Raw genomic sequence first — 24,255 nt, 5'->3', positions numbered from 1 at the left:
TAAAATTATCGGAAAACTATTTAGAACCTACTGTTCTAATAGTACATAGATGGAAAACGATTGTTGCATTTCGCCAATCAAGTGATAGTAGTTTACTTTAAAGTTGAGGATGTGAAAAAATGAAAATTCATTTATTTCAACAATGTTTGATTGATATGTTCTACCCTCATGTAGGCATGGCAGGTGTAAAGGTTCTTGAAAACCTTGGCTGCGAATTAACAGTTCCTAAAAAGCAAGTGTGCTGTGGTCAGATGTTTGTTAACTCCGGTTACAACGAAGCTGCAAAAGGAGCTATCAAAAACACAATTGAACAATTCGAAAATGCTGACTATGTAGTGAGCATGTCTGGCTCTTGTGCGTTCGCAATTCGCGATGAATATCATCATATTTTAAAAGATGAACCAGAATGGTTAGCACGAGCTGAAAGATTGAGCTCAAAAATTTATGAGTTCACACAATTCATCGTTGACGTGTTAGGAGTAACTGATGTGGGTGCTCGCTTTAATGATAAAGTGACATACCATAAATCTTGCCACGTAACACGTTTGATGGGAATCAAAGAACAACCTATGAAACTATTAGCAGGCATTCAAGGTTTAGAATACTTACCATTGCATCGTGCAGAACGTTGCTGTGGATTTGGTGGTACTTTCACAGTAAAAAATCCTGAAATTTCCGCTGTTATGACACGAGAAAAAGCATTAAATATTGCTGATTCTGGTGCTAACATTGTAGCAGGTTCCGACATGGCTTGCTTGATGAATATTGAAGGTATGTTAGATCGACTTTACAAAGAAGGCGAAATTGATCGCCATATCCGCGTAATGCATATTGCGGAATTATTGAATAGTCGATAGGAGGAGTCACCATGAGTAATATTGTGTACGATAAACGCCCGTTTAAGACACGCGTTAATGATGTGCTTGCTAATGACTTCAAAGTAAAAGCCATTCAAACAGCACAGGATGTATTCTATGAAAAACGTAAAGCTGTAGTAGATCAAGTAGCAGAATGGGAAGACTTCCGTAATGAATCTGCTGATTTGCGTGACCATGTATTGGCTAATTTGGATTACTATTTAAACCAATTTGCGGAAAATGCTGAAAAAGCTGGTGCTCATGTGCACTTTGCAGCTGATGATAAAGAAGCAACAGCAATTTGCATGGAAGTACTTCGTGCCAAAGAAGCAAAAATGGTTGTTAAATCCAAAACCATGGTATCTGAAGAAATCGGATTAAACCATGAATTAATTGAAGCAGGCATCGAAGTAAACGAAACTGACTTGGCAGAATTTATTTTGCAAACAGCAGATTTCGATCCTCCATCTCATATCGTAGTACCTGCATTGCATTTTGAACGTAACCGTATTCGTGATACATTTGCGAAAAAATTAGGTTATGAAGGTACTGAAAATCCAGAAGAAATGACTCGTTTCGTACGTCGCTATATTCGCGATCGTTTCTTGCGTGCAGACGTAGGTTTCACTGGTTGTAACTTCGGTGTAGCTGAAACTGGTACTATTACTATCGTATCTAACGAAGGTAATGGTCGTATGGCAAGCTCCATGCCTAAAACGCAAATTGCATTGATGGGTATGGAACGTTTGGTGCCTGACTTCGCATCTTTGGATGTGATGATGGAAATGTTGATTCGTTCCTCTGTAGGCGCTAAAATTTCCAACTACTTCTCCATGATCACAGGTCCTGCTCGTGAAGGGGAAGCAGACGGTCCAGAAGAATTACACATCATCATCATTGATAACCGTCGTTCTGGTATTTTAGGCGGCGATTTTGAAGAAATGTTACGTTGTATCCGTTGTGGTGCATGTATGAACATTTGCCCTGTATATCGTCATATTACAGGTCATGGTTATGGCTCTATCTATCCAGGTCCAATGGGTGCTGTATTAACTCCACTATTGGTTGGTTATGAAGAAGCTGGCGATCTTCCTTACGCGTCCACATTGTGCGGCGAATGTTGGGAGCATTGCCCAGTTAAGATTCCATTGCATGAATTGTTATTGAAACATCGTCAAGTGATTGCTGATAAATTACAAATGCGTCCAGCTATCGAACGCAGTATCTTCCACACAGTGGCAGGTGTATTTGCGAACTCCTTCCTGTTCGATATGGGTACCAAAATGGGTGCTATCGGCATGAAATTAATGAGTAACAATGGTCATATGGCAGATTGGACAAAAGTATTACCAGTAGTTGGTGGCTGGGTGAAAGCAAAAGATATGGGCTTGCTCAAAATGAGTAAATTCCGTGATGAATATGCAAAACACGTAGCACAAAAGGGAAAGGAGAAATAAAATGGATCAAGCAAAAAAACAAGCCTTTTTAGGTCGCCTATCTCGTGCGTTAGGCCGTGACTCAATTCCTACATCTGTAACTCCTTTTGATTTTTCAAAAGGACCTCAAGAGACAATGTATTCTGACCTTAGCCATGAGCAAGTAGTACAGATGTTTAAAACAGAAGCAGAACGCTTAGGTACTAAACTTATCGAAGTGGATGCTTCTCAAGTAGGTCAGGCATTAGTGGACGAAATTGTGGCTCGTGGTGGCGGTAGTGTTGTGTACCCTAAATCTGCAGAAGTAGAAACATATGGTTTAGAAGCTGCATTCCAACAATTAGGGGAAGACCGAGCTACATTCTATCAATGGGATGCTACGAAAGGTCGTGAAGCGAACATCAATGTGGCGAAGGATTCTAATATTGGTATTACATTCCCAATCTTGGGGATTGCAGAAACAGCAACAGTAATCCAACCAAGTACAGAAGAATCTGGTCGTTCCTTGGGCTTATTGCCTTTAACGCATATTTCTGTATTGCGTGAAGATACAATTCATCCACGTATGACACAAACGATGGCAGAATTAGCGAAAATCTATCGTAATGATCCAGCTAAGTTCCCTACAAATGTGGTTCATATTTCTGGTCCATCCAATACTGCAGATATCGAGTTAGTTCGTGTCGTTGGTGTACATGGTCCGATTAATGTAACTTTCATCTTAGTTAAATAAGAGATATAGTTCATAAACAATTAGGATATAGGGTAGTTGATAGGTATATCAACTACCCTATATTTTTTGGCTCTAGAAGTTTTTTGTTACCTGTTGGTGACAGCAAGTGTTTCTATACTAAATATGGAGTTATCCGTGTCATAACAGATATCATATTTGACAAAAGACCTTTTTTTCGTATACTTAAAGATAATATATTTACAAGTTTAGTTTGATAGCTATCATAGAATGTAATTGTATGTGGGCTATCTATTATATACTGTGCGTTAGTTATAGCAATATAGTTATAGGAAAGGAATAATGTATGTTATTAGCAGAAGAAAAAGTTGCCACAGCCACAGCGGCAGGCGCTGAAAAGGTAGCAGAGCATGTAGAGGAAAGTATTTCCTTTGTTAATCATGTGCAATCCTTATTACTGGAATATTTACCTAGTATTATTTTGGCCATCATCGTGTTGATTATAGGCCGCTATTTAGCTTTATTTGTAAGACGGTTGTCAGTACAATTGATGAGTCGCACTGGTTATGATCAAACCGTGCGCAGCTTTGCGTCTCAAATTATTTACTACACTATTTTGTCCGTAGTCGTGCTGTCAGCTTTGTCCTTAGTGGGATTTCCGACGAATAACTTCTTGGCAGCTTTTGGTGCCTTCGGTATCGCCATTGGTTTAGCGTTGCAAAATAACATGTCCAACTTAGCTTCGGGATTAATTATTTTGGCGTTCAAACCCTTTAAAGCAGGGGATTGGATTTCTGTGAATGGTGTGGAAGGCTCTGTGAAATCTATCCATTTAATTAACACCGCCATTGCGACGAAAGAAAATCGAATTGTCTTCATCCCGAACTCGGCTATTACATCCAATAACTTGATGAACAGCAACTATGAACCAACACGCTATATTACGTTTGTCTTTGGTATTAACTATAATGCGGATCATCATCGGGCCATTGAGATTATCAAAGAAATTCTTGCGAGCACAGGCAAGGTTCATAATATGGATACCTTAGAAATCGGTATCAAAGAATTTGGCGATAGTTCTGTGAACATTGTTGCCTATCCTTTAATTAACGCCAGTGATTTTAGAGAAGTCTATTATGGTGTTATGTCCGATGTGAAAGATCGTTTTGATGCAGAAGGCATCGATATTCCGTATCCTCAACGTGTGGTACACATGGCTGACTAATAGCCTAAGAGAATCCTATTCCGTACCCGCAAGATATAGGTGGGTACGGAATATCCAAGGGCAATGCTATTCCATGCCTATCATGTATGATGCATATGGTAAATAATACACTAAGACGATGGCATACTTGTTTACGTCGATTCGTACTCAATGAAGAGGAGGCAATCCTATGAATGAAAATATATATGAGTCTATGAAAGCTGCTGTAGCAGAATTGGCTACGACAGCAAAACTGCAAGAAGGTAAACTACTTGTAGTAGGATGTTCCACTAGCGAAGTGAGAGGGGGACATATTGGCAAGGACTCCTCTCTCGATGTGGCATCGGATTTGTTTACAGCGTTGTCTGAAGTACAATATGAATATGGCTTTGACATAGCAATTCAATGTTGTGAACATCTCAATCGGGCGTTGGTAATGGAACACCATGCCGTAGAGGCTAGAGGCTATGAAGAAGTGAATGTAGTGCCTGTACAACATGCAGGCGGTTCCATGGCAACTACAGCCTATGCAACTTGGTCGGATCCTGTGTTAGTGGAGCATGTAAAGGCTGATGCAGGCATCGACATTGGAGATACTTTTATTGGTATGCATTTAAAACATGTGGTAGTGCCTGTGCGATTAAGCGTAACAGAAATTGGCGCTGCTCATGTAACGGCAGCTCGTGTACGTCCTAAATTTGTAGGGGGAGATCGAGCGCAGTATAATGAAGCGTTAAAGTAAGCACTGTGAGGTAATTATGGAATTTTATACCTATGCTTATGTGGTGCAACGAGGAGAATTTACGTCTCTGTTGCAATACATTATGACATCTATTTTATTAGTAGCATTGCTAGTAGTAGGTGTAAAAGTTATGTATAATCGTTTTGATACTAAGTTCCGTGACTTGGGCATTATCATTGTATTGGGGCTTGTATTTTTATTAGGATTGCAAGTTAATGATTACACTCGTGATATTAATAGTGCAGAAGAATCGAGCTATATGGTGCAATTCTTAAATAATTTAAGTGAACGTGCAGATGTACCTAAGGATAAGATTCGCGTTAATACATTGCGCGTGCAAGATCGTATGATCGTCAATATTGAGGAAGCCTATTTTGAGGTGACTTTCACTATGAATAAGGATGGTTATTCTTTGCGACCTGTGGAGATGATTAATAGCAATCCTAAGGTGGTAGATGTGAAGAAGGATGGGCGATAATATGTTAACAGGATATACATTAGTATTTATTAAGCTAGCCCTTGGTATTTTAGCTCTTATTTTGCAAATGAACTTGATGGGTAAGGGAAATTTAGCGCCGAACTCGGCCTTAGATCAGGTACAAAACTATGTACTAGGTGGTATTATTGGTGCTGTTATCTACAGTGAAAGTATTGGTATCTTGCAATTCTTCCTAGTGTTGATTGCTTGGACCATCGTGGTCATGGGCTTGCGTTTTCTTAGCGCTCATGTGCGATGGATTAAAACGCTGATCGATGGACGTCCTAGCATTGTCATTGATCGCGGTAAGATTCGCGTTGGAGAGTGTTTGAAACGGGGCCTTCGTGGTAGTGATTTGCAGTTGAAACTTCGGAGCGCAGGGGTTACCCTTGTGAGTGATGTACGCCGTGCTGTGCTAGAACAAAATGGTCAATTAACGCTGGTCATGAATGGTGATGATATCATTCGCTACCCTGTTATTGTAGATGGCGTAGTAGATCCAGATATTCTAGACCTAGCCGATAAAGACATGGCTTGGTTGGAAGAAGAAGTGCGAGATCAAGGATATTCCATTAGGGATATCTATGTAGGAGAATACTTCAAAGGGCATCTTATATTACACCCTTATATGCAGAATAACTCTTGAAAATTGTAGAAAAGCCACATCATGTATTAAAAACTGACCTACGCTAAAGTTTTTAATACATGATGTGGCTTTTCTTCGTTCCAATGGAACTTAATCAGCTTGTTGTGAACTGAACTACATCATATTTAGCAAGATATAGTATTAAAATATATAAGCTTTAAAAATCTAATTTGTATTGCTGTTACATAGGTGACAAAGATCTCTTAAAAGAAGTACAATAAAAAGGAATATAACTATAATGACAGTATGATGATATAGCGAGGGTCAACAGGATGGAAAGTGCACAAAGAGCAGAATTACATAGAAAAATTTGGGCTATTGCAGATAATGTGCGAGGAGCTGTAGATGGATGGGATTTTAAACAATATGTATTAGGAATTTTATTCTATCGGTTTATTTCTGAAAATATTACGGAATACTTTAATCGAGAAGAACATAATGCCATAGATGGTGATCCCAATTTTGATTATGCAGATATTTCTGATGAAGAAGCTGAGGAATGTTTCCGCCCTGATACGGTTGAAGAAAAAGGATTTTTTATTTTGCCTAGCCAACTCTTTCAGAATGTAGTTAAGCATGCTCGCAGTAATGAAAATTTAAATGTTGACTTAGCAAATATTTTCTCGGCTATAGAAGGAAGTGCGAGAGGATTTAATTCCGAGGATGATATAAAAGGATTATTTGAGGATGTAGACACGAAGAGTAATCGCTTAGGTGCTACCGTAGAAGAACGGAATGAACGACTAGTTAATATTTTAGAAGGAATTGCAGCGATTCAGTTTGGAAATTTTGAAGATAATGACATTGATGCCTTCGGTGATGCCTATGAATATTTAATTTCTAACTATGCTAGTAATGCAGGGAAATCGGGTGGAGAGTTTTTTACTCCCCAAACGGTTTCAAAGTTATTGGCTCGTATTGTGATGGATGGAAAAACAAAAATTAATAAAGTTTATGACCCAACCTGTGGTAGTGGATCTTTGTTGTTGCAGATGAAAAAACAATTTGATGACCATGTGATAGAAGATGGATTTTATGGTCAAGAAATTAATATGACCAATTATAATTTGGCACGTATGAATATGTTTCTTCATAATGTTAATTTTAATAATTTTGACATTAAGCGTGGAGATACTTTGTTAGACCCTATGCACAATTATGACAAGCCATTTGATGCCATTGTGTCAAATCCACCATACTCCATTAAATGGGTGGGGGATGCAAATCCGACACTAATTAATGATGAAAGGTTTGCACCAGCGGGGAAATTGGCACCTAAATCGTATGCAGACTTTGCTTTCATTATGCATGCATTAAGTTATTTGTCTACCAAAGGTCGAGCGGCAATAGTTTGTTTCCCTGGTATTTTCTATCGCAAAGGTGCGGAAAGAATCATCAGGAAATATTTAGTAGATAATAATTTTGTTGATGCAGTGATTCAATTGCCAGATAATCTGTTTTTTGGTACAAGTATTGCTACTTGTGTATTGGTATTAGCAAAAAATAAAACGGAAAATAAGATACTGTTTATTGATGCATCTAAAGAGTTTAAAAAAGAGACAAATAACAATATTTTAGAAGAAGTGAATATAGAACATATTATAGAAGAGTTTAGACATAGGGCTGATGTAGACTATTTCTCACGATATGTGGCGCATGATGAGATTGTAGAGAATGACTATAATTTATCTGTATCGACGTATGTAGAAAAAGAAGATACAAGAGAAAAAATTGATATTCACGTGTTAAATCGAGAAATTGAAGATACAGTGAAGAAGATTGATGCCTTACGTACTTCCATTGATGAGATAGTTAGGGAGCTAGAGAGCAATGAATAAAGATCTGATTATATATAATACAGAAGATGGACAAGCAAAGATTAGTCTTACCCTACAAGATGGAACAGTCTGGTTGAACCAGATGCAAATTGCAGAGTTATTTCAAACTACGAAACAAAATATTAGCAAACATATTAAGGCTATTTTTGCTGATGGAGAACTAGATGAAAAAGTGGTTGTCAACTATCAGTTGACAACCACTAAACATGGGGCTATAGAAGGGAAAACACAACATAAGCCAGTAGCTTTTTATAATCTGGATGTGATTCTAGCCATAGGATATCGGGTGCGTTCTCCTAGAGGAGTTCAATTTCGTCTGTACGCCTCTACTATATTGAAAGAGTACTTAGAAAAAGGCTTTGCCATGGATGATGAACGATTGAAAGAAATGGGTGGAGGACACTATTTTAAAGAATTGTTAGCTCGTGTTCGTGATATTCGTTCTAGTGAAAAAGTATTTTATCGTCAGGTACTAGATTTATTTGCTACCTCTATTGACTATGATAAACGAAGCAAGGAAGCACAAATATTTTTTCGAACAGTACAAAATAAATTACATTATGCGGTACATCAGCATACAGCAGCTGAATTGGTGTATGACCGTGTAGATAGACATCATGACTTTTTAGGACTCACTACATTTAAAGGAGAATTACCTACGAGAGCAGAGGCAAAAGTGGCGAAGAACTACTTGTCAGAAACAGAATTATTAGACTTGAATCAATTAGTGTCTGGTTACTTAGACTTTGCTGAAAGAAAAGCAAGACGAGAAGAAGCGATGACTATGGCAGATTGGATAGCTCACATTGATATGGTCTTAGCATCTACAGGTGAGAAAGTATTGCAGCATGCAGGGCATATTTCCAAGACACAAATGGAGCATAAAGTGGATGTAGAATATAATGCCTATATAGAACATACATTAACTCGAGTAGAAAGAGATTATTTAGAGGAGATTAAGCACATAGAGAATATAGCAAAGAAAGGAGGGAAATAAATGGATCTATTAAGATTATTGGAGAATGAACCAGTGGAGTGGAAGAAACTGGGGGATGTATGTACATTTCATCGGGGAAATACGATTAATAAAAAAGAAACAGTGGAGGGGAATATTCCTGTTATAGGTGGGGGACAGAAACCAGCATATTATCATAATCAAAGTAATAGAGAAAAAAATACAATTGCAGTTGCTGGAAGTGGTGCTTATGCAGGCTTTGTAAGTTATTGGGAAAAGCCGATATTTTTAAGTGATGCTTTTTCTGTTGAGCCGAATGAAACGCTAAATAAAAAATATGTTTATCATTGGTTATTACAACAGCAGCATAAAATCTATCAATTGAAGCAAGGAAGTGGTGTACCACACGTATACGGTAGAGATTTAGGTAAGTTTGAGATTCCCATTCCATCACTAGAAGTTCAAGAAAAAATAGTAAAAACACTTGACAAATTCACAGAATATGTTACTGAACTACAGACTGAACTACAGACTGAACTACAGAAACGTATTGATCAATATACATATTATCGCGATACACTTCTTAGCGAAGAGTATATACAAAAACTCTGTAAAGAGATGGAAGTAGATAGACAATTACAAGTTTTGGCACTTTCTGAGGTTTTTGAGTTTAAGAATGGATTAAATAAAGGTAAAGAGTATTTTGGTAAAGGGATACCGTTTGTTAGCTATATGAATGTATATAAGCTAGATAGATTAACGGCCGAAGATATTGATAATAAAGTGGATGTTACAGAAGATGAAATAAAACGATTTAGTGTTCAGAGAGGGGATGTTTTATTTACAAGAACTTCTGAAGTGAAAGATGAAGTGGGCTACAGCTCTGTTATGCTAGAAGATATGGAAAAGTGTGTATTTAATGGCTTCACAATACGAGGACGGTTAAAGAATGATAATCTATTATTGCCAGAATTTAGTACCCACCTATTTAGAAGTTATTCGGTTAGAAAAGAAATAATAAAAAGAAGTTCATTTACTACTAGAGCATCATTAAGTGGACAGGAGTTAGGAAAAGTTGAAGTAATGATTCCACCGCTTTCACTACAACATAAAATTGCAACCATCCTAGATAAGTTCCAGGCAATGATAGCAGATACTAAAGGTTTATTACCAGCGGAAATAAAACAACGGCAACAACAATATGAATATTATAGAGAAAAACTCTTGACATTCAGTAGTGAATGTGATAGCACGCACGCACGCACGCACGTTGACTATATCTGATGATTATTATCTTGTGTTGCGAGAAGTAGCAAAGATTGTAGATGTAGATATAGAAGATAAGATAATTTTATATACATTAAAGGATGTATCCGCATACTCTGATGAGAGAATATCGTGGAATGATTTGAACGGGACAAATTATGTAGGGGTGGAGAATTTATTAAAAGATAAAGGTGGAAAGGAAGAATCATCTTGTGTTCCCAAAGTAGGAAATTTTGCTAAATTTAATAAAGGCGATATCTTAATAGGAAATATAAGACCATATTTGAGAAAAATATGGCACTCAGATTTAGTAGGTGGAGCAAGTGGAGATGTTCTTATTATCAAAATAAGTGAAAAGAAAATTATAGAGTCGAGATATTTATACCATATTTTAGCAAATGAAGATTTTTTTGAGTATGCGATTCAATTCTCGAAGGGCGCTAAGATGCCTCGTGGTGATAAGAAGAAAATTATGGAGTATAGTTTTTTTGTACCTCCTCTTCACGTGCAACAACGGATTGTCTCTATTCTTGATACTTTCAACACATTAGTCCATGATATGCAAGAGGGGCTACCAAAAGAAATTGAATTACGGCAACAACAATATGAATATTATCGTGAGCGCCTCTTATCGTTTTCAAAGGCGTCACAGAGATAAGGGGGACTAACAATGGACGGTGGAAAAACGTATAACTTGGCTCCAATTATGGAACTTAATCACGGGATTGTACTGGCTAAGTATGAAAAGCTTTCACGGGTCAGTGAAAGTTATCAAACAGAAGGTGCCATGGAATTACAATTAGTGAATGATTTAGAGGCTCAAGGATATACACGTTTGACCTGTAAAACAGACGAAGAGCTAAAAGAGAATCTGAGAGTTCAATTAGAGCACTTAAACGCGGTAACATTCACAAATGAGGAGTGGAAGCGATTACTTCGTGAATTTATTATTCCGGAGAATCAGGGGATTATAGAAAAAACTAGAAAGTTTCAGGAGCGAGAGTCATGGGACTTTCAATTTGATGATGGACATCGTCAAAATATAAAACTTATTGATGCTACAAATATTAATAACAATGTGGTGCAAGTAGGGAATCAGATTCAGGCCACAGAAGGAACTGTACGCAATCGATATGATGTGACAATTTTTGTTAATGGATTACCATTAGTTCATATAGAGTTAAAGAAACGCGGTGTTCCCATAAAAGAAGCTTTTAATCAGATTCACCGATACAGTAATGAAAGTTTTAACGTAAGAAGTTCTTTATTTCAATATGTACAAATTTTTGTCATATCTAATGGGACGAAGACTCGATATTTTGCGAATACCCTAACACCGAGTAAAAATAACTACGAATTTACTTGTGAATGGGCAGATGCTAAAAATAAACCGATTACAGATTTGGAAGATTTTACGCGTACTTTTTTTGATAAGCGAACAATTCTTGAGATTCTTACGAAATATTGTGTATTTGATGCATCGAATACATTATTGATTATGAGACCTTACCAGATTGCCGCAACAGAACGTATTTTGTGGAAGATTCAAGCTGGTTATGAAAATAAAAAGCAAGGGACCATTGAAGCAGGTGGCTTTATTTGGCACACCACAGGATCAGGGAAAACATTAACATCCTATAAAGCAGCTAGGCTGGCAACTCAATTACCATATATTGATAAGGTGTTTTTTGTAGTAGATAGAAAAGACTTGGATTATCAAACGATGGTAGAGTATCAGAAGTTCCAAAAAGATTGCGTAAATGGTAGCAAAGATACGAAAGAGTTAGCTCGTAATATTAGTGAAAATACCAGTCGTATCGTGGTGACAACGATACAAAAGCTAAATCAGTTTATTCAAAAACATAGTAAGCATGATATTTACCAAAAGCATTGTGTATTTATCTATGACGAGTGTCACCGTTCTCAATTTGGTAAAGTACAGAAAGCAATTCGGAGTAAGTTTAAATGTTATTATCAATTTGGGTTCACCGGAACACCTATCTTTGATGAGAACTCTTTGACAGGAGAAACGACAGCAGGAATTTTTGGGGCTCAATTACATAGTTATGTCATTACCGATGCCATTCGTGATGAAAAAGTATTGAAGTTTAAGGTGGATTATAATAATATATCGGCGAACTTTAAAAGTGCAGAAACTGAAACGGATGATGCAGAGTTAGCTAAGTTAGAATCAAAACTATTGTTGCATCCTGAACGAATCCAAGCAGTGACTAAGCATATCTTGAAAGTATTTCCTATGAAAACGCATCGTAATGTACACTTTACAGTGCGGAATAAACAAATGCGCGGATTTAATGCCATGTTTGCCGTACAAAGTGTAGAAGCTGCCAAAATGTATTATGAAGCATTCAAGATATTGCAAAATGATTTGCCTGAAGAAAAAAAGTTGAAAGTAGGCGTTATTTATAGTTTTGCAACTAATGAAAATCAGTCTGCCTATGGAGAAATCAAAGATGAATCATTTGAGGCAACCTCGCTTACAACTTCGGCAAAACAGTTTCTCATATCTGCTATGGATGACTATAATGCTATGTTTAGTAGTAATTTTAAAATCGAAGAGTTTCAAAATTATTACAAAGATCTAGCAAAACGGGTTAAAGATAAAGATATTGATTTGTTGATTGTCGTAGGGATGTTCTTAACGGGGTTTGATGCACCTACATTAAACACATTATTTGTAGATAAAAACTTACGGTATCATGGGTTGATTCAAGCCTTTTCTAGGACGAATCGAATTTTAAATAGTGAGAAAAAATTTGGTAATATCGTGTGCTTTAGAGACTTAGATAAGGCTACGAAAGAAGCTATTCAAGTGTTTGGTGATAAAAATAGTGTGACCACAATTTTAGAACGTAGTTTTGATGACTATATGACTGGATTTATTGACGATGATACAAATGAATCGTATCGTGGCTATGAATCAATTTGTGAAGAATTGTTAGCTAAATTCCCAGACCCTACTGAAATTGAAACTAATGCAGATAAAAAAGAATTTGCCCAATTGTTCGGGGAATTTTTGAAAGCTGAAAATATTTTGCGTAACTTTGATGAGTTTTGTGAGTTAGAACCATTGATTCCACCGCGACTTGTTCAAGATATGAAGAGCGTCTATGTGGATATCAAGGAAGATTTTTCTGAAGGGCGCAAATATAGCGAAGCAGAGGCACAAGTTATTGACTTGTCAGATATAGAGTTTCACATTGATTTGTTAAGGACCGATGAAATTAATCTAGATTATATTTTGCAGTTAATTGCGGAAAAAACGAAGAGTACGGACAACTTGAATGCTGTTGAACAAGAAGTTCGCCGAGCGATTCGTTCCAGTATTGGAACCCGTGCGAAGGAAGATCTTATTGTGAAATTTATGCATAGTACAGATATTTCTACACTTAGTGACCATGAAAGTATTATCGATGCGTTCTATACTTTTGCAAAGGTAGAGAAGGAATTATCCATTGCCAATACGATTGAAGAGTTAGGCATACAGCCACAAGTGATAGAAGAAGCACGACGGTATATTATGACTTCTATTGAAAAGGGACATGCCGAATATGATGGAACTGAGTTGAGTAATATCCTACCGTCTAGATCTCGTAGAAGAGGTGGTCAGCGACAAGAACAGAAACAAAGTGCATGGCAAAAAATACAGCAACTAGTACAAGTGTTTTTGGGGATTTAATTCCATTGTATGTTAGGATAGAATGGTGTATATTTGGGGTAGAAGGAATGAATCTTTCTAAGAGGGTTGTAGAAATTCATCCATAAGCTCAAAAAAGGACGGCTGCCACCGTCCTTTTTTCTATTTTCTACTCTTGTAATACTTCAGAATTGCATAGGTTAAGAAATTAACAATCAATCCTTGTAGAATAGGGACAAGAAAACTAGTACATATAAAGGGATACTTAAGAGATAATTATTAAATTAACTCTGTTATAATAATAGCATCTAATGTGTAGCACAATTTATGATGGATTAGGTATATACCCTTGAATAGGGATAGAAAAACATGTATAATAATAGGGTAATAGCATTGGAATATGACAGTTCTATGGGGCTTGTGCAAGGAGAGCCTGTGAACCATGTCAGGCCTTGATTGGAGCAGCATTAAGCGGTTACTCTCTTGTGCCACGAGGAAACCTATAGGGCTGTCAGATTCGAGTGCTATGGTAAAGCAGCTAGCTTAGCTGCTTTTTTTCATATCTTAAGGGAAAGGAGGGACTATGAGTTATTTAGCGTTATATAGACGATGGAGACCAAAACAGTTTACAGATGTTGTAGGTCAACATCATGTGTCGGATACATTACAACGAGCTATTCGTGAAGATAAAGTGGCCCATGCCTATTTATTTGCTGGTCCTAGAGGTACGGGCAAAACGAGTATGGCAAAAATATTTGCGCGCGCTATTAACTGTGAACAGGGACCTACAGATACACCTTGTGGTCAGTGTGAATCGTGCCAGCAAATGTTACAAGGACAAGCCTTGGATGTGATCGAAATTGATGCGGCTTCCAATCGAGGTATTGATGAAGTGCGTGCCTTGCGGGAACAGGTGAACTTCTTACCTGTAGTAGGTCATAAAAAAGTATTTATCATTGATGAAGCCCATATGCTTACCAATGAAGCATGGAATGCCTTGTTGAAAACGATCGAGGAACCGCCAAGCCATGTGATGTTCATTTTTGCCACAACAGAATCGGAGAAATTACCGGTTACTATTTTATCTCGTTGTCAGCGGTATACATTCCGCCGTATTACAGCAAAAGATATTACAGCCCATTTATTGCATGTGGCGAAGGAAAGCAATATCTCTCTTGACCCTGCGGCGGCACAAGTGATTGCAGTCCATGCAGATGGTGGGTTACGGGATGCCTTGAGTATTCTGGATCAATGTTCCGGTATGACCTCAGATATGATTACAGCTCCTTTAGTAGAATCTATGATTGGCTTAGTGAGCAAATCTTGGGTGCTAACTATGGTAGATATATTGAAATCCGGTAATGGAGCGGCTTTACTGCAAGCTGTAGATGAAGCGCTACAAATGGGTCGTGATGCTCGTCAAATTGTAACGGCCTTAGTAGAACATCTGCGAGCTATGATTGTGGCGAAAGTATTACCTGAGGCGGAAGAGCTATTAGCTTATGATACGCATAAAGAGCGATTATTGGCGCAGGCCAATGCGTTATCTATGGAGGAGATAGGACGCTATATCAATGTATTACAAACGGTGCAAAATAATGCAAAGCAAGTAGATAACCCTAGGGTCATTGTAGAAATGGGATTGCTTTCACTATTACAATTGGGAGGAGGCACTTACCAGAGCTTAGAAGGGCGCATGACGACGATGGAACAATTTGTGAATCGTCAAGAAGATGCTTTGCTCCAAAAGTTGAATGAGTGGGCGGAACAACGACCTGTAGTTGCCAGCTCTGTAATAGAACCTGCACCACCCGTGGCGGATACGGATGTATATGATGGTGTCTTGGAGGATATTCCTCATCCAGTAGAGGATGAGGTGTTGTTGCCACCTGTCTCACCAGTGAGAGCTAGAACTGTAAAAGCAACATCCCCGTTACCACCGCCTCGTGTAGCTAAAGTGGCCGATTCTGTTGGTAAAAGCTCCTTGCCACCACCATTACCGAAGAAAGCATCTCCATCGGTAAAGCCTAAAACGGCGATATTTGACACGGCGCAAGAGCTAACTGTAGGACAGGGGATGGTCAGTCCTCATGAATATAGCACGATTTTAGCAAACGTGATAAAATGGTTGAGAGGCAAGAACTATGGATTGCTCAATACGATCTATCAGCAAGGAAACTTGGTGTACTTAGATCAAGAGCAAGCTATCTTGGTGTTTCCTACACCAATTGCAGGGCCTATTCTGGTGCAACCGCAACATGTAGAATGTGGGAAGAAAGCGTTTCAACAAGTGATAGGACGGCCGATTGTGGTGAAAGCTATCGATAAGAAGGACCCTAAATTGCAGGTATACTTAGAGGCAGCAAAATCCTTTGGAGGGGCTTCACAACAAAGCGGACAGTCGCAGGTACAACCAATGGTAACGACTCCTGTGGTGAAAGGTAATAAAGAAGCTGAAGGGATAGGACAACCAATTGTTGTGGCACAAGAAACGACCCCGGTGACAGCTGATGAGGAGATGCCAACTGTATCTGTAGAAACGTCGAGGCCTGATAGTGGAAAACCCACTTATGTAGGGACAAACACCACTTCAAAGGTAGGTGCTGGTAGTGATCCGACCAATGTAGAGGGTATTATTGATGACTTTCTCACAGTCTATGAGAATCCAGAGGAAGTATTAAATCCCTACTATCAGGAAATGGGGAAAGGCATGCTTTCAGAAGAAGACATAGACGAGATACGGACATTGCCGAAATGGTCTTCAGCCGAGGCCAGTGATGAAGAAAAACAAGAAACTCTACTCTATGATGCTTTACAACACATGGAGGCTAGCGGGTATGATATTTATGTGAAAGAAGTAGACGATTTGTCTAAGTAATGAAGGAGGTTCACTATGTTTGGTGGCGGTAATATGCAAGGTATGTTGAAAAAAGTTCAAAAAATGCAAAAAGATATGGAAAAAGCACAAGAAGAAATTAAAAACACCGTGGTAGAAGCATCTATCGGTGGTGGTGCTGTATCTGTAACAATGAATGGAGAACAAGAAGTATTGTCCATTAAAATTGCTCCTGCTGCAGTAGATCCAGAAGATGTGGAAGCATTAGAAGATTTAATTTTAGCAGCTGTGAATGAAGCGAACCGTAAAGCAAAAGAAGTGGCAGAGAAAAAATTAGGGGCTGTCACAGGAAACTTGAAACTTCCTGGAATGCCAGGTATGTTCTAATATGACAAATCCTTTAGAACGATTAGTAGAAGAGTTGCGTCGCCTACCAGGTGTGGGGGCTAAATCGGCTAGACGATTAGCATACCATCTCATTGAGGCAGATGCAGAAGATGTACAACGCTTGGTAGAAACCATCCTTGCAGCGAAAGAAGCGACTCATAGATGTTCCCAATGCTTTAATTTATCAGCTCAAGATCCTTGTGAGTTTTGTGCTAGCTCTAAACGGGACAGATCGATGATTTGTGTGGTGGAAACATCCCGTGATGTCATCGCCATCGAACGCAGTGGTGACTATAAAGGGCTATACCATGTGTTGGAAGGGGCTTTGTCCCCTATTGATGGGGTAGGCGTAGAAGACATCCGCTTGAAAGAGCTCATGTTGCGCCTTCAAGATAATACAGTGCAAGAGGTTATCATCGCCACAGATCCTGATGTAGAAGGGGAAGCAACGGCTCTATATATTGCTCGATTATTGCAACCTACGGGGATTAAGGTCACTCGTATTGCCCGTGGTATTCCTGTAGGCGGGGATATTGAATACGCTGATGAGGTGACCTTGAGCGGTGCTGTATTACATCGTCAAGAAATGAGGTAATGATGGATTACGTATTACAAGCTGTAGTAGCTATTGTTGTAGCTTGGATGATTATTAAGGTAGCATGGTTTACCATCAAACGGGTAGCAACCAATGTCTTTTTAGGTATGATTACCTATGCAGTGATTACAGAAGTATTCCATATTCCCTTGGATATGAATATTATGTTGTGGGCACTAACAGCCGTGTTAGGGCCTATACCAGTGCTAGGATTAGCGTACTTTCATTGGTGAAATAAGGAGCAACTATGCAATCAAATACTGTGGTACTTAATGACATTCAACAACAAGTTGTACAGGAATTAGATAGAAATATTGTATTGCTAGCTTCTGCAGGAACGGGAAAAACAAATACATTGTCCTATCGGGTGGCACATATCTTGGAAACGGGACGTGCCACTGGAGATCAAATTTTGTGTTTAACATTTACGAATAAAGCGTGTCGTGAAATGAAAGAACGCATGATTGCGATTGTAGGACAAGAGGCACAAGCTGTGAAAGTATCTACGTTTCACAGCTTTTGTTATACCATTTTACAAGAAGAAGCCAAATTACAAGAAGATCTATTTAAAGAATTTCTCATCTTTGACGAAGAAGATGCAGAGGAATTATTAAGTGAATGTCTGCCGAATCTTGTGAAAGCCTATAGTAAAGAACAAGGTATTATGGCACCTAAAATACATGCAGATACGATTCGTCAGGTTATCAGCGAAGTGAAAGAGCATCGATCGAAGTATCAATATTATTCTGCTAATATACAAGAGGATTACGCACGGACAATCAAGCGTATGAAAAGGGAAGAGTCTGTTTGGTATAGCATCATGTCAGAAGATACTGCCGAATTTTTAGAAGAAAAAGGGCTACAAGTATTGATGGAATACGAATGGCGATTACGTTCATTGAATGGACTAGACTTTGCAGATTTGATTACGAGGGTACATCAAATCTTTCAGCGCCCCGAAGTGGCTAATCGTTGGCGTCAGCGCTATTCCTATATTGCAGTAGATGAAATGCAAGACACTAGCGAGTTAGAATATGAAGTGATGAACACCATGTGGAAGGGTAACCATATCTTGCTCTGTGGGGATTACTTTCAAACCATTTATGAATGGCGTGGTTCTAATCCGATGACATTAATCGATCGGTATTGCAGAGAGTATAACCCCATAGAATTAGTGTTTGATACAAACTATCGGTCTAATCAGATGCTGTTTAAGGGAGCTTTTTCCATGTTGAAAGATATGTTCCCTCAACGGGTGCGAGAGTTGTATCAAAAAGAACCGAAAGCGATAGCCATACAGCAAGGTGAGCCTATTTCGATATATGCTGCTGCAGATGCTCAGGATGAGGCTAGGTATATATTTCAATCTATTCAACAGCTGAGAATTGGCGAAGAGATGCCTCCTGTAGGAATTTTGGTGCGCACCAATAAACAGGCTATACAATTGAGTGAGTATTTTAAACGATGTAATCGATCCTTGCCAGAAGAGAAACAATTGAAGTTTATTTTGGCAGATGAATTAAAATTTTTCCGACGTTTGGAAATCAAGGATGTATTGGCATTTTTTAAATGCTTAGTGAACCCTTGGGATTTGATGAGTACAAAACGGATCATTCGAACCTTTGTCAAAGGAGTTGGTGATAAGCGCATAGAGGAATTAGAAAGCACAGCAGTGAGAAAAACTGGGTTGCGGATCACCGATTTTATGAGCACAAATATCTTTACACGAGAGCCTTATGAGCAATTAGAAAAAGGGCTAGTGACTAAAGATATCATTGTATTTGATGTGGAAACGACAGGTGTAAATATCATGGAAGATCGCATTGTGCAGATGGCAGCTATCCGCATCGATGAAGAAGGCAATACCATTGATACCTTCGAACGATTTATCAATCCCGGCGTGCCTGTAGGGGATTCAGAATTAGTCCATGGCTTTAGTGATGCGCACTTACAAAAGGTTGGTGGTGATGCACGAACTGTACTGGAAGCATTCAGACAGTTTGCTGATGGGTCCATGATTGTCGGTCATAATGTGCAGTACGATATGAGCATATTAGAGCAAGAGTGTAGCCGACATGGTGTAGCTATGCCAAGGGTACAAGCCATCTATGATACCTTAGATATATACCGTAGGTTCTATCCGAATTTGCCGAACCATAAACTAGAATTTTTAAGTGGATACTTTCCCATTGATCATCAGTCCACTCATAATGCCATGGACGATATTATAGCGACGGGTAAATTATTGGTGTATGCAATGAAAGAAAATATCCTTCCTACGAAAGCACAGCGTATGGCATTTATAAATAAATATAGAGATACATTTGCCAATATTGCTGCCTCTATGGATACTTTACGAAGTAAGTGGACTACGAGTAAACCTACAGAAATTCTTACCTATATTATGAAAGATATGGGCCTAGTGGAGCATTATCAGAAAAAAGTAAAAGAAGATCCCACTGGGGAACGTAGATTAACTAGTATTCGCGAACTATACCGCATCATGAAAGAGTTAGAAGCGGAACATCCACATTATGTAGGACGTGATGGTGTGAAAGAGATATTGGAAATCTCGGCCCTTCACTCGGGAGAGGGCATGTTTCGACGGAAAGGAGATAGCCGTATTCCCATCATTACGGTCCATCAAGCCAAAGGCAGTGAATTTGAGTATGTCTTTATTGCTAGCGCACATGATGGAGGACTTCCCTTCTACTTTGCCGTTAAAGATGGTAAATTAGAAGAAGAAAAACGTATTTTCTATGTGGCGTTAACCCGTGCTAAGAAACACTTGACCATTACCTATGCAAAGGTGAATGCAAATGGGTATTGGCAACAACCAAGTCGATTCTTATCGTCCATTCCAGAAGAATTTATAAAGCGGTTGGGCTCATCATAAAGATATGGGAATTTGTAGGGAATAACTACCCCAATGTTTTCAATCTATGCTATAATAAAATGTAAATAGTGTACATTAGACGCCTATTTACGAAGGTAATACTAATAATGGAAAAACTTTCAGAGCGATGACTTAATGTAGTCATTACGATAGAAAGTTCTATGATGTAATGGAGGCAATTCATATGGGAACCAATGTAGCAACAAGTATGGTAATTGGCACACAATGGGGCGATGAAGGTAAAGGTAAAATCGTTGATTATTTATCTGAACGCGCTGATGTGGTAGTACGTAGCCAAGGTGGTAATAATGCAGGTCATACAGTAGTCGTAGATGGTAAATCTTTCGCATTGCGTTTATTGCCTAGCGGTATTCTTTACGATGATAAAATGAATATCATTGGTACTGGTGTCGTTGTGGACCCTAAGGTATTGTTGGAAGAAATTGTAAACCTTGAAAAAGAAGGTAAAAGTGCAAAATCCTTATATATTTCTGACCGTGCTCACGTGATTTTACCGTATCATAATCGTTTAGATGAAGCGGAAGAATCTGTGAAAGGCGATGCTAAAATCGGTACTACAAAAAATGGTATCGGTCCATGCTATGCAGATAAAGTAAATCGTATTGGCATTCGCATTTGCGATTTAATGGATCCAGTTGTATTTGAGAAGAAACTTAAATTCAACGTAGAATTGAAAAATAAAATGTTAACAGCCGTATATGGTTTTGACCCAGTTAACTTTGAAGAAATTTTAAAAGATTACTTAGGCTATGCAGAACAATTACGTCCATTTGTAAAAGATACAAACTTTGCCGTGATTGATGCTATCAAATCTGGTAAAAAAATATTGTTTGAAGGGGCCCAAGCAACGATGCTTGACCTTGATCATGGTACATATCCATTCGTAACTAGCTCTCATCCAGTAGCAGGCGGTGCGTCTGTGGGCGCTGGTGTAGGCCCTAACTACTTAAAAAATATCTTTGGCGTAGTAAAAGCATACTCCACTCGTGTTGGTGAAGGGCCATTCCCATCTGAACTATTAGATGAAACTGGTGAATACCTTCGTAAAACAGGCCATGAGTTCGGTACTGTTACAGGTCGTTCCCGTCGTTGTGGTTGGTTGGACTTGTCCGTAGTATCCTATGGCGCAGCATTGAACAGCTTAGATTATTTGGCAATCACTCGTTTAGATATCTTAGATGGTTTGGATGAAGTGAAAATTTGTGTAGGTTATACTCGCAATGGTGAGCCTGTACAAGGATTCCCTGCTAGCTTAGATGTATTAGCAGAATGTGAACCAGTATACGAAACATTCCCAGGTTGGAAAACAGATATTTCCGGTATCCGCAAGTATGAAGAATTACCAGAAGCAGCACGTCGTTATGTCGAACGCATTGCAGAAGTAACTGGCGTACAAGTAGGTATCGTTTCTGTAGGTCCTGGTCGTGATCAAACGATTGACTTAGTGAATGTATTTGCGTAATCGCAATGAACCATGTAGAGACCCGTTTTGGGTCTCTATTTTATTTATGGCAGATTGATGTGTATTTGAAAGTAAGGAGATCGCACTATGAAACGATTGTCCGTAGCACTCTCTCAGGATGTAGCAGAACTCCTGAAAGAATTTATAACATATCCTATGGTGGATGTGGAGACGGCAGACTTTACGGAGGTGTCTGCCATCGTGGTCAGTGATACGTATGTTAAAGATGTGGTTCACCATCCACAGGTGCAAGCCTTTTCCATTCCTCTCTTTGTAATCACAAAAGATGGAGATGCTCTTATTAAAGCTGGTGATGATTTGCCGAACATGAAAATATATACAGCACATAGACTCGATGAATCCATACTAGCAGAGGATGTTGAGACGGCAGCCATACGCTATGAATATGGGGTGTTGCCACCATTTTTTAGGGCCTTATCTAAGTATTCTACCAATGGCAATCTTCAATTTGATTGTCCCGGACATCAAGGGGGTGACTTCTTTAAAAGACATCCCGCAGGGCATGCTTTTTATGATTTCTATGGCCCTAATATATTTACCAGTGATTTATGCAATGCAGATGTGAAATTAGGAGACTTACTCATTCATGAAGGACCTGCTTGTGATGCACAACAGCATGCAGCGGATGTATTCAATGCGGATAAAACCTATTTTGTATTGAATGGTACCTCTTCCGCCAATAAAATGGTTCTCAATGCCTTGTTGGCACCAGGAGATGTGGTGCTCTATGATAGAAATAACCATAAGTCTATTTCTCATGGTGCTTTAGTGCAAGCGGGGGCGATACCAGTGTACTTGGAAACGGCACGAAATCCATTTGGATCCATCGGTGGGATTCTAGATCATTGCTTTGAAGAAAGCTATATCCGTCAGTTAGTGGCGCAAAGAGATCCAGAGAAAGCAAAGGAAGAACGGCCTATTCGGTTGGCAGTGATTCAGCTAGGTACCTATGATGGTACTATTTATAATGCACGACAAGTGGTAGATCGGATTGGACATCTTTGTGATTATATTTTGTTTGATTCTGCTTGGGTAGGATACGAACAATTTATTCCTATGATGAAAGATTGCAGTCCTTTATTATTAGAATTAGGACCAAATGATCCGGGTATTCTTGTGACGCAATCAGTACATAAACAACAAGCGGGCTTTTCTCAAGCCTCTCAGGTGCATAAAAAAGACAGACACATCAAAGGACAAGCGCGGTATGTAAACCATAAACGGATGAACAATGCCTTTATGATGCATGCCTCTACATCTCCTTTTTATCCCTTGTTTGCATCCTTAGATGTGAATGCGAAAATGCATGAAGGATTAGGTGGTCAATATCTGTGGAAAGAGTGTGTAAAAGTGGCCATTGAGGCTCGTAAATCAGTGCTAACACGATGTCGGTACATACGACCACTAGTGCCACCTATGGTGCATGGTCAACGTTGGGAAGACGGTAATACGGAACGCATGGCAGAGGACCTATCCTACTTCCGTTTTGAACCGAATGGAAAATGGCACTCCTTCCAAGGCTATGGAGAGAACCAATACTTCATTGACCCTTGTAAGTTTCAACTGATTACACCTGGTATTGATGTAGAAACAGGAGACTATGAATCTTTTGGTATACCGGCTACGATTTTGGCGCATTACTTGCGAGATCGCCATATCATCCCAGAGAAATGCGATTTAAATACCATATTATTCTTAATGACGCCAGCGGAAACGAAGAAAAAGATGGATCAATTAGTATCTCATTTAGTGGAGTTTGAAAGGCTCATCGATAGAGATGCTCCGTTGGAAGAAGTATTGCCCTATGTGTATCATCAACACTGGAAGGCCTATGATGGATATACAATTCGTCAACTTTGCCAAGAAATGCATGATTTTTATAAAGATCGTAATGTGAGTGATTTACAACGGAAATTATTTTTACAAGAGTGTTTTCCTGATTATGTAAAATCACCGCAAGAAGCGAACTTTGATTTTGTTCGAGGCCATGGCGAGTTAGTGCCTGTGTCTGAGGCAGTGGGGCGTATGGCGTTAGAAGGAGCCTTGCCATATCCACCAGGAGTGCTCTGTGTACAGCCAGGTGAGCGCTGGTCAGAGACGGCACGAGATTATTTCTTAGCCTTAGAAGAAGGGATTAATCGATTGCCTGGCTTTGCCCCAGAAATTCAAGGGGTGTACTTGCAAGAGCAAGAGGATGGCACTAAAAAAGCCTTTGCCTATGTTTTACAAAAGTCCTATGAATCGCGATAGTATAGAGGATTCTATA

The 24,255-nt window shown here is 39.0% G+C and carries 19 protein-coding genes and 1 other RNA gene; all 20 read left to right on the top strand.

The window, feature by feature from the left end; genetic code table 11:
* Positions 1–119 precede the first annotated feature (119 nt).
* The 20 genes from EO119_RS04740 to speC all read left to right on the top strand — a co-directional run bounded on the left by EO119_RS04740 (position 120) and on the right by speC (position 24,239).
* Entirely contained in the window at positions 120–857 is a 738-nt protein-coding gene (locus EO119_RS04740; RefSeq protein WP_009353202.1) for a (Fe-S)-binding protein, read from the top strand.
* An 11-nt stretch (positions 858–868) separates the two neighbouring features.
* Positions 869–2,314 (top strand): LutB/LldF family L-lactate oxidation iron-sulfur protein, encoded by a 1,446-nt coding sequence (locus EO119_RS04735; RefSeq protein ID WP_126940846.1) that lies wholly within the window; start codon positions 869–871, stop codon positions 2,312–2,314.
* A gap of 1 nt (position 2,315) precedes the next feature.
* Positions 2,316–3,026 carry a lactate utilization protein C gene (locus EO119_RS04730; RefSeq protein ID WP_126940845.1) on the top strand — a complete coding sequence of 237 codons (711 nt, stop codon included), beginning with the start codon at positions 2,316–2,318 and terminating at the stop codon, positions 3,024–3,026.
* 304 nt (positions 3,027–3,330) lie between these two features.
* Positions 3,331–4,209, top strand: a complete 879-nt coding sequence (locus EO119_RS04725; protein WP_126940844.1) for a mechanosensitive ion channel family protein — start codon at positions 3,331–3,333, stop codon at positions 4,207–4,209.
* 169 nt (positions 4,210–4,378) lie between these two features.
* Positions 4,379–4,930 carry a TIGR01440 family protein gene (locus EO119_RS04720; RefSeq protein WP_126940843.1) on the top strand — a complete coding sequence of 184 codons (552 nt, stop codon included), beginning with the start codon at positions 4,379–4,381 and terminating at the stop codon, positions 4,928–4,930.
* Positions 4,931–4,946: 16 nt separating this feature from the next.
* Positions 4,947–5,408, top strand: coding sequence for a DUF3290 family protein (locus tag EO119_RS04715; protein WP_009353185.1), 462 nt, complete (start codon positions 4,947–4,949; stop codon positions 5,406–5,408).
* A 1-nt stretch (position 5,409) separates the two neighbouring features.
* A complete protein-coding gene (locus EO119_RS04710; protein WP_126940842.1) occupies positions 5,410–6,054 on the top strand; it encodes a DUF421 domain-containing protein in 645 nt (214 codons plus the stop codon).
* 272 nt (positions 6,055–6,326) lie between these two features.
* Positions 6,327–7,892: a type I restriction-modification system subunit M gene (locus EO119_RS04705; RefSeq protein WP_126940841.1), complete on the top strand. Its 1,566-nt coding sequence runs from the start codon at positions 6,327–6,329 to the stop codon at positions 7,890–7,892.
* Positions 7,885–8,889: a RhuM family protein gene (gene rhuM / locus EO119_RS04700; protein WP_126940840.1), complete on the top strand. Its 1,005-nt coding sequence runs from the start codon at positions 7,885–7,887 to the stop codon at positions 8,887–8,889. The genes EO119_RS04705 and rhuM overlap by 8 nt, the downstream gene beginning before the upstream one ends.
* Positions 8,890–10,131, top strand: a complete 1,242-nt coding sequence (locus tag EO119_RS04695; protein ID WP_126940839.1) for a restriction endonuclease subunit S — start codon at positions 8,890–8,892, stop codon at positions 10,129–10,131.
* A gap of 13 nt (positions 10,132–10,144) precedes the next feature.
* Positions 10,145–10,771 (top strand): restriction endonuclease subunit S, encoded by a 627-nt coding sequence (locus EO119_RS04690; RefSeq protein WP_206168791.1) that lies wholly within the window; start codon positions 10,145–10,147, stop codon positions 10,769–10,771.
* Between the two features lie 12 nt (positions 10,772–10,783).
* Positions 10,784–13,813 (top strand): type I restriction endonuclease subunit R, encoded by a 3,030-nt coding sequence (locus EO119_RS04685; RefSeq protein ID WP_126940838.1) that lies wholly within the window; start codon positions 10,784–10,786, stop codon positions 13,811–13,813.
* A 345-nt stretch (positions 13,814–14,158) separates the two neighbouring features.
* An RNA gene (ffs, locus tag EO119_RS04680) (signal recognition particle sRNA large type) lies at positions 14,159–14,299 on the top strand.
* A gap of 55 nt (positions 14,300–14,354) precedes the next feature.
* Positions 14,355–16,649, top strand: coding sequence for a DNA polymerase III subunit gamma/tau (dnaX, locus tag EO119_RS04675; RefSeq protein WP_126940837.1), 2,295 nt, complete (start codon positions 14,355–14,357; stop codon positions 16,647–16,649).
* A 15-nt stretch (positions 16,650–16,664) separates the two neighbouring features.
* Positions 16,665–16,994: a YbaB/EbfC family nucleoid-associated protein gene (locus EO119_RS04670; protein WP_009353175.1), complete on the top strand. Its 330-nt coding sequence runs from the start codon at positions 16,665–16,667 to the stop codon at positions 16,992–16,994.
* Between the two features lies 1 nt (position 16,995).
* The gene (gene recR, locus EO119_RS04665) at positions 16,996–17,589 is read left to right on the top strand and encodes a recombination mediator RecR (protein WP_009353178.1); all 594 of its coding nucleotides are present in this window, start codon (positions 16,996–16,998) and stop codon (positions 17,587–17,589) included.
* A gap of 2 nt (positions 17,590–17,591) precedes the next feature.
* Positions 17,592–17,822, top strand: a complete 231-nt coding sequence (locus tag EO119_RS04660; RefSeq protein ID WP_009353191.1) for a hypothetical protein — start codon at positions 17,592–17,594, stop codon at positions 17,820–17,822.
* 14 nt (positions 17,823–17,836) lie between these two features.
* On the top strand, positions 17,837–20,485 hold the full coding sequence (locus EO119_RS04655) for a 3'-5' exonuclease (protein ID WP_126940836.1): 2,649 nt from the start codon (positions 17,837–17,839) through the stop codon (positions 20,483–20,485).
* A 184-nt stretch (positions 20,486–20,669) separates the two neighbouring features.
* The gene (locus tag EO119_RS04650; protein ID WP_126940835.1) at positions 20,670–21,968 is read left to right on the top strand and encodes an adenylosuccinate synthase; all 1,299 of its coding nucleotides are present in this window, start codon (positions 20,670–20,672) and stop codon (positions 21,966–21,968) included.
* An 87-nt stretch (positions 21,969–22,055) separates the two neighbouring features.
* The gene (gene speC / locus EO119_RS04645) at positions 22,056–24,239 is read left to right on the top strand and encodes an ornithine decarboxylase (RefSeq protein WP_126940834.1); all 2,184 of its coding nucleotides are present in this window, start codon (positions 22,056–22,058) and stop codon (positions 24,237–24,239) included.
* Positions 24,240–24,255 lie beyond the last annotated feature (16 nt).

The sequence above is a fragment of the Veillonella sp. CNR 79/14 genome (assembly GCF_003992185.1).
GTDB lineage: Bacteria > Bacillota > Negativicutes > Veillonellales > Veillonellaceae > F0422.
The sequence above is the reverse complement of the archived record's forward strand: the minus strand, read 5'-3'. Positions and strand labels throughout refer to the sequence as shown.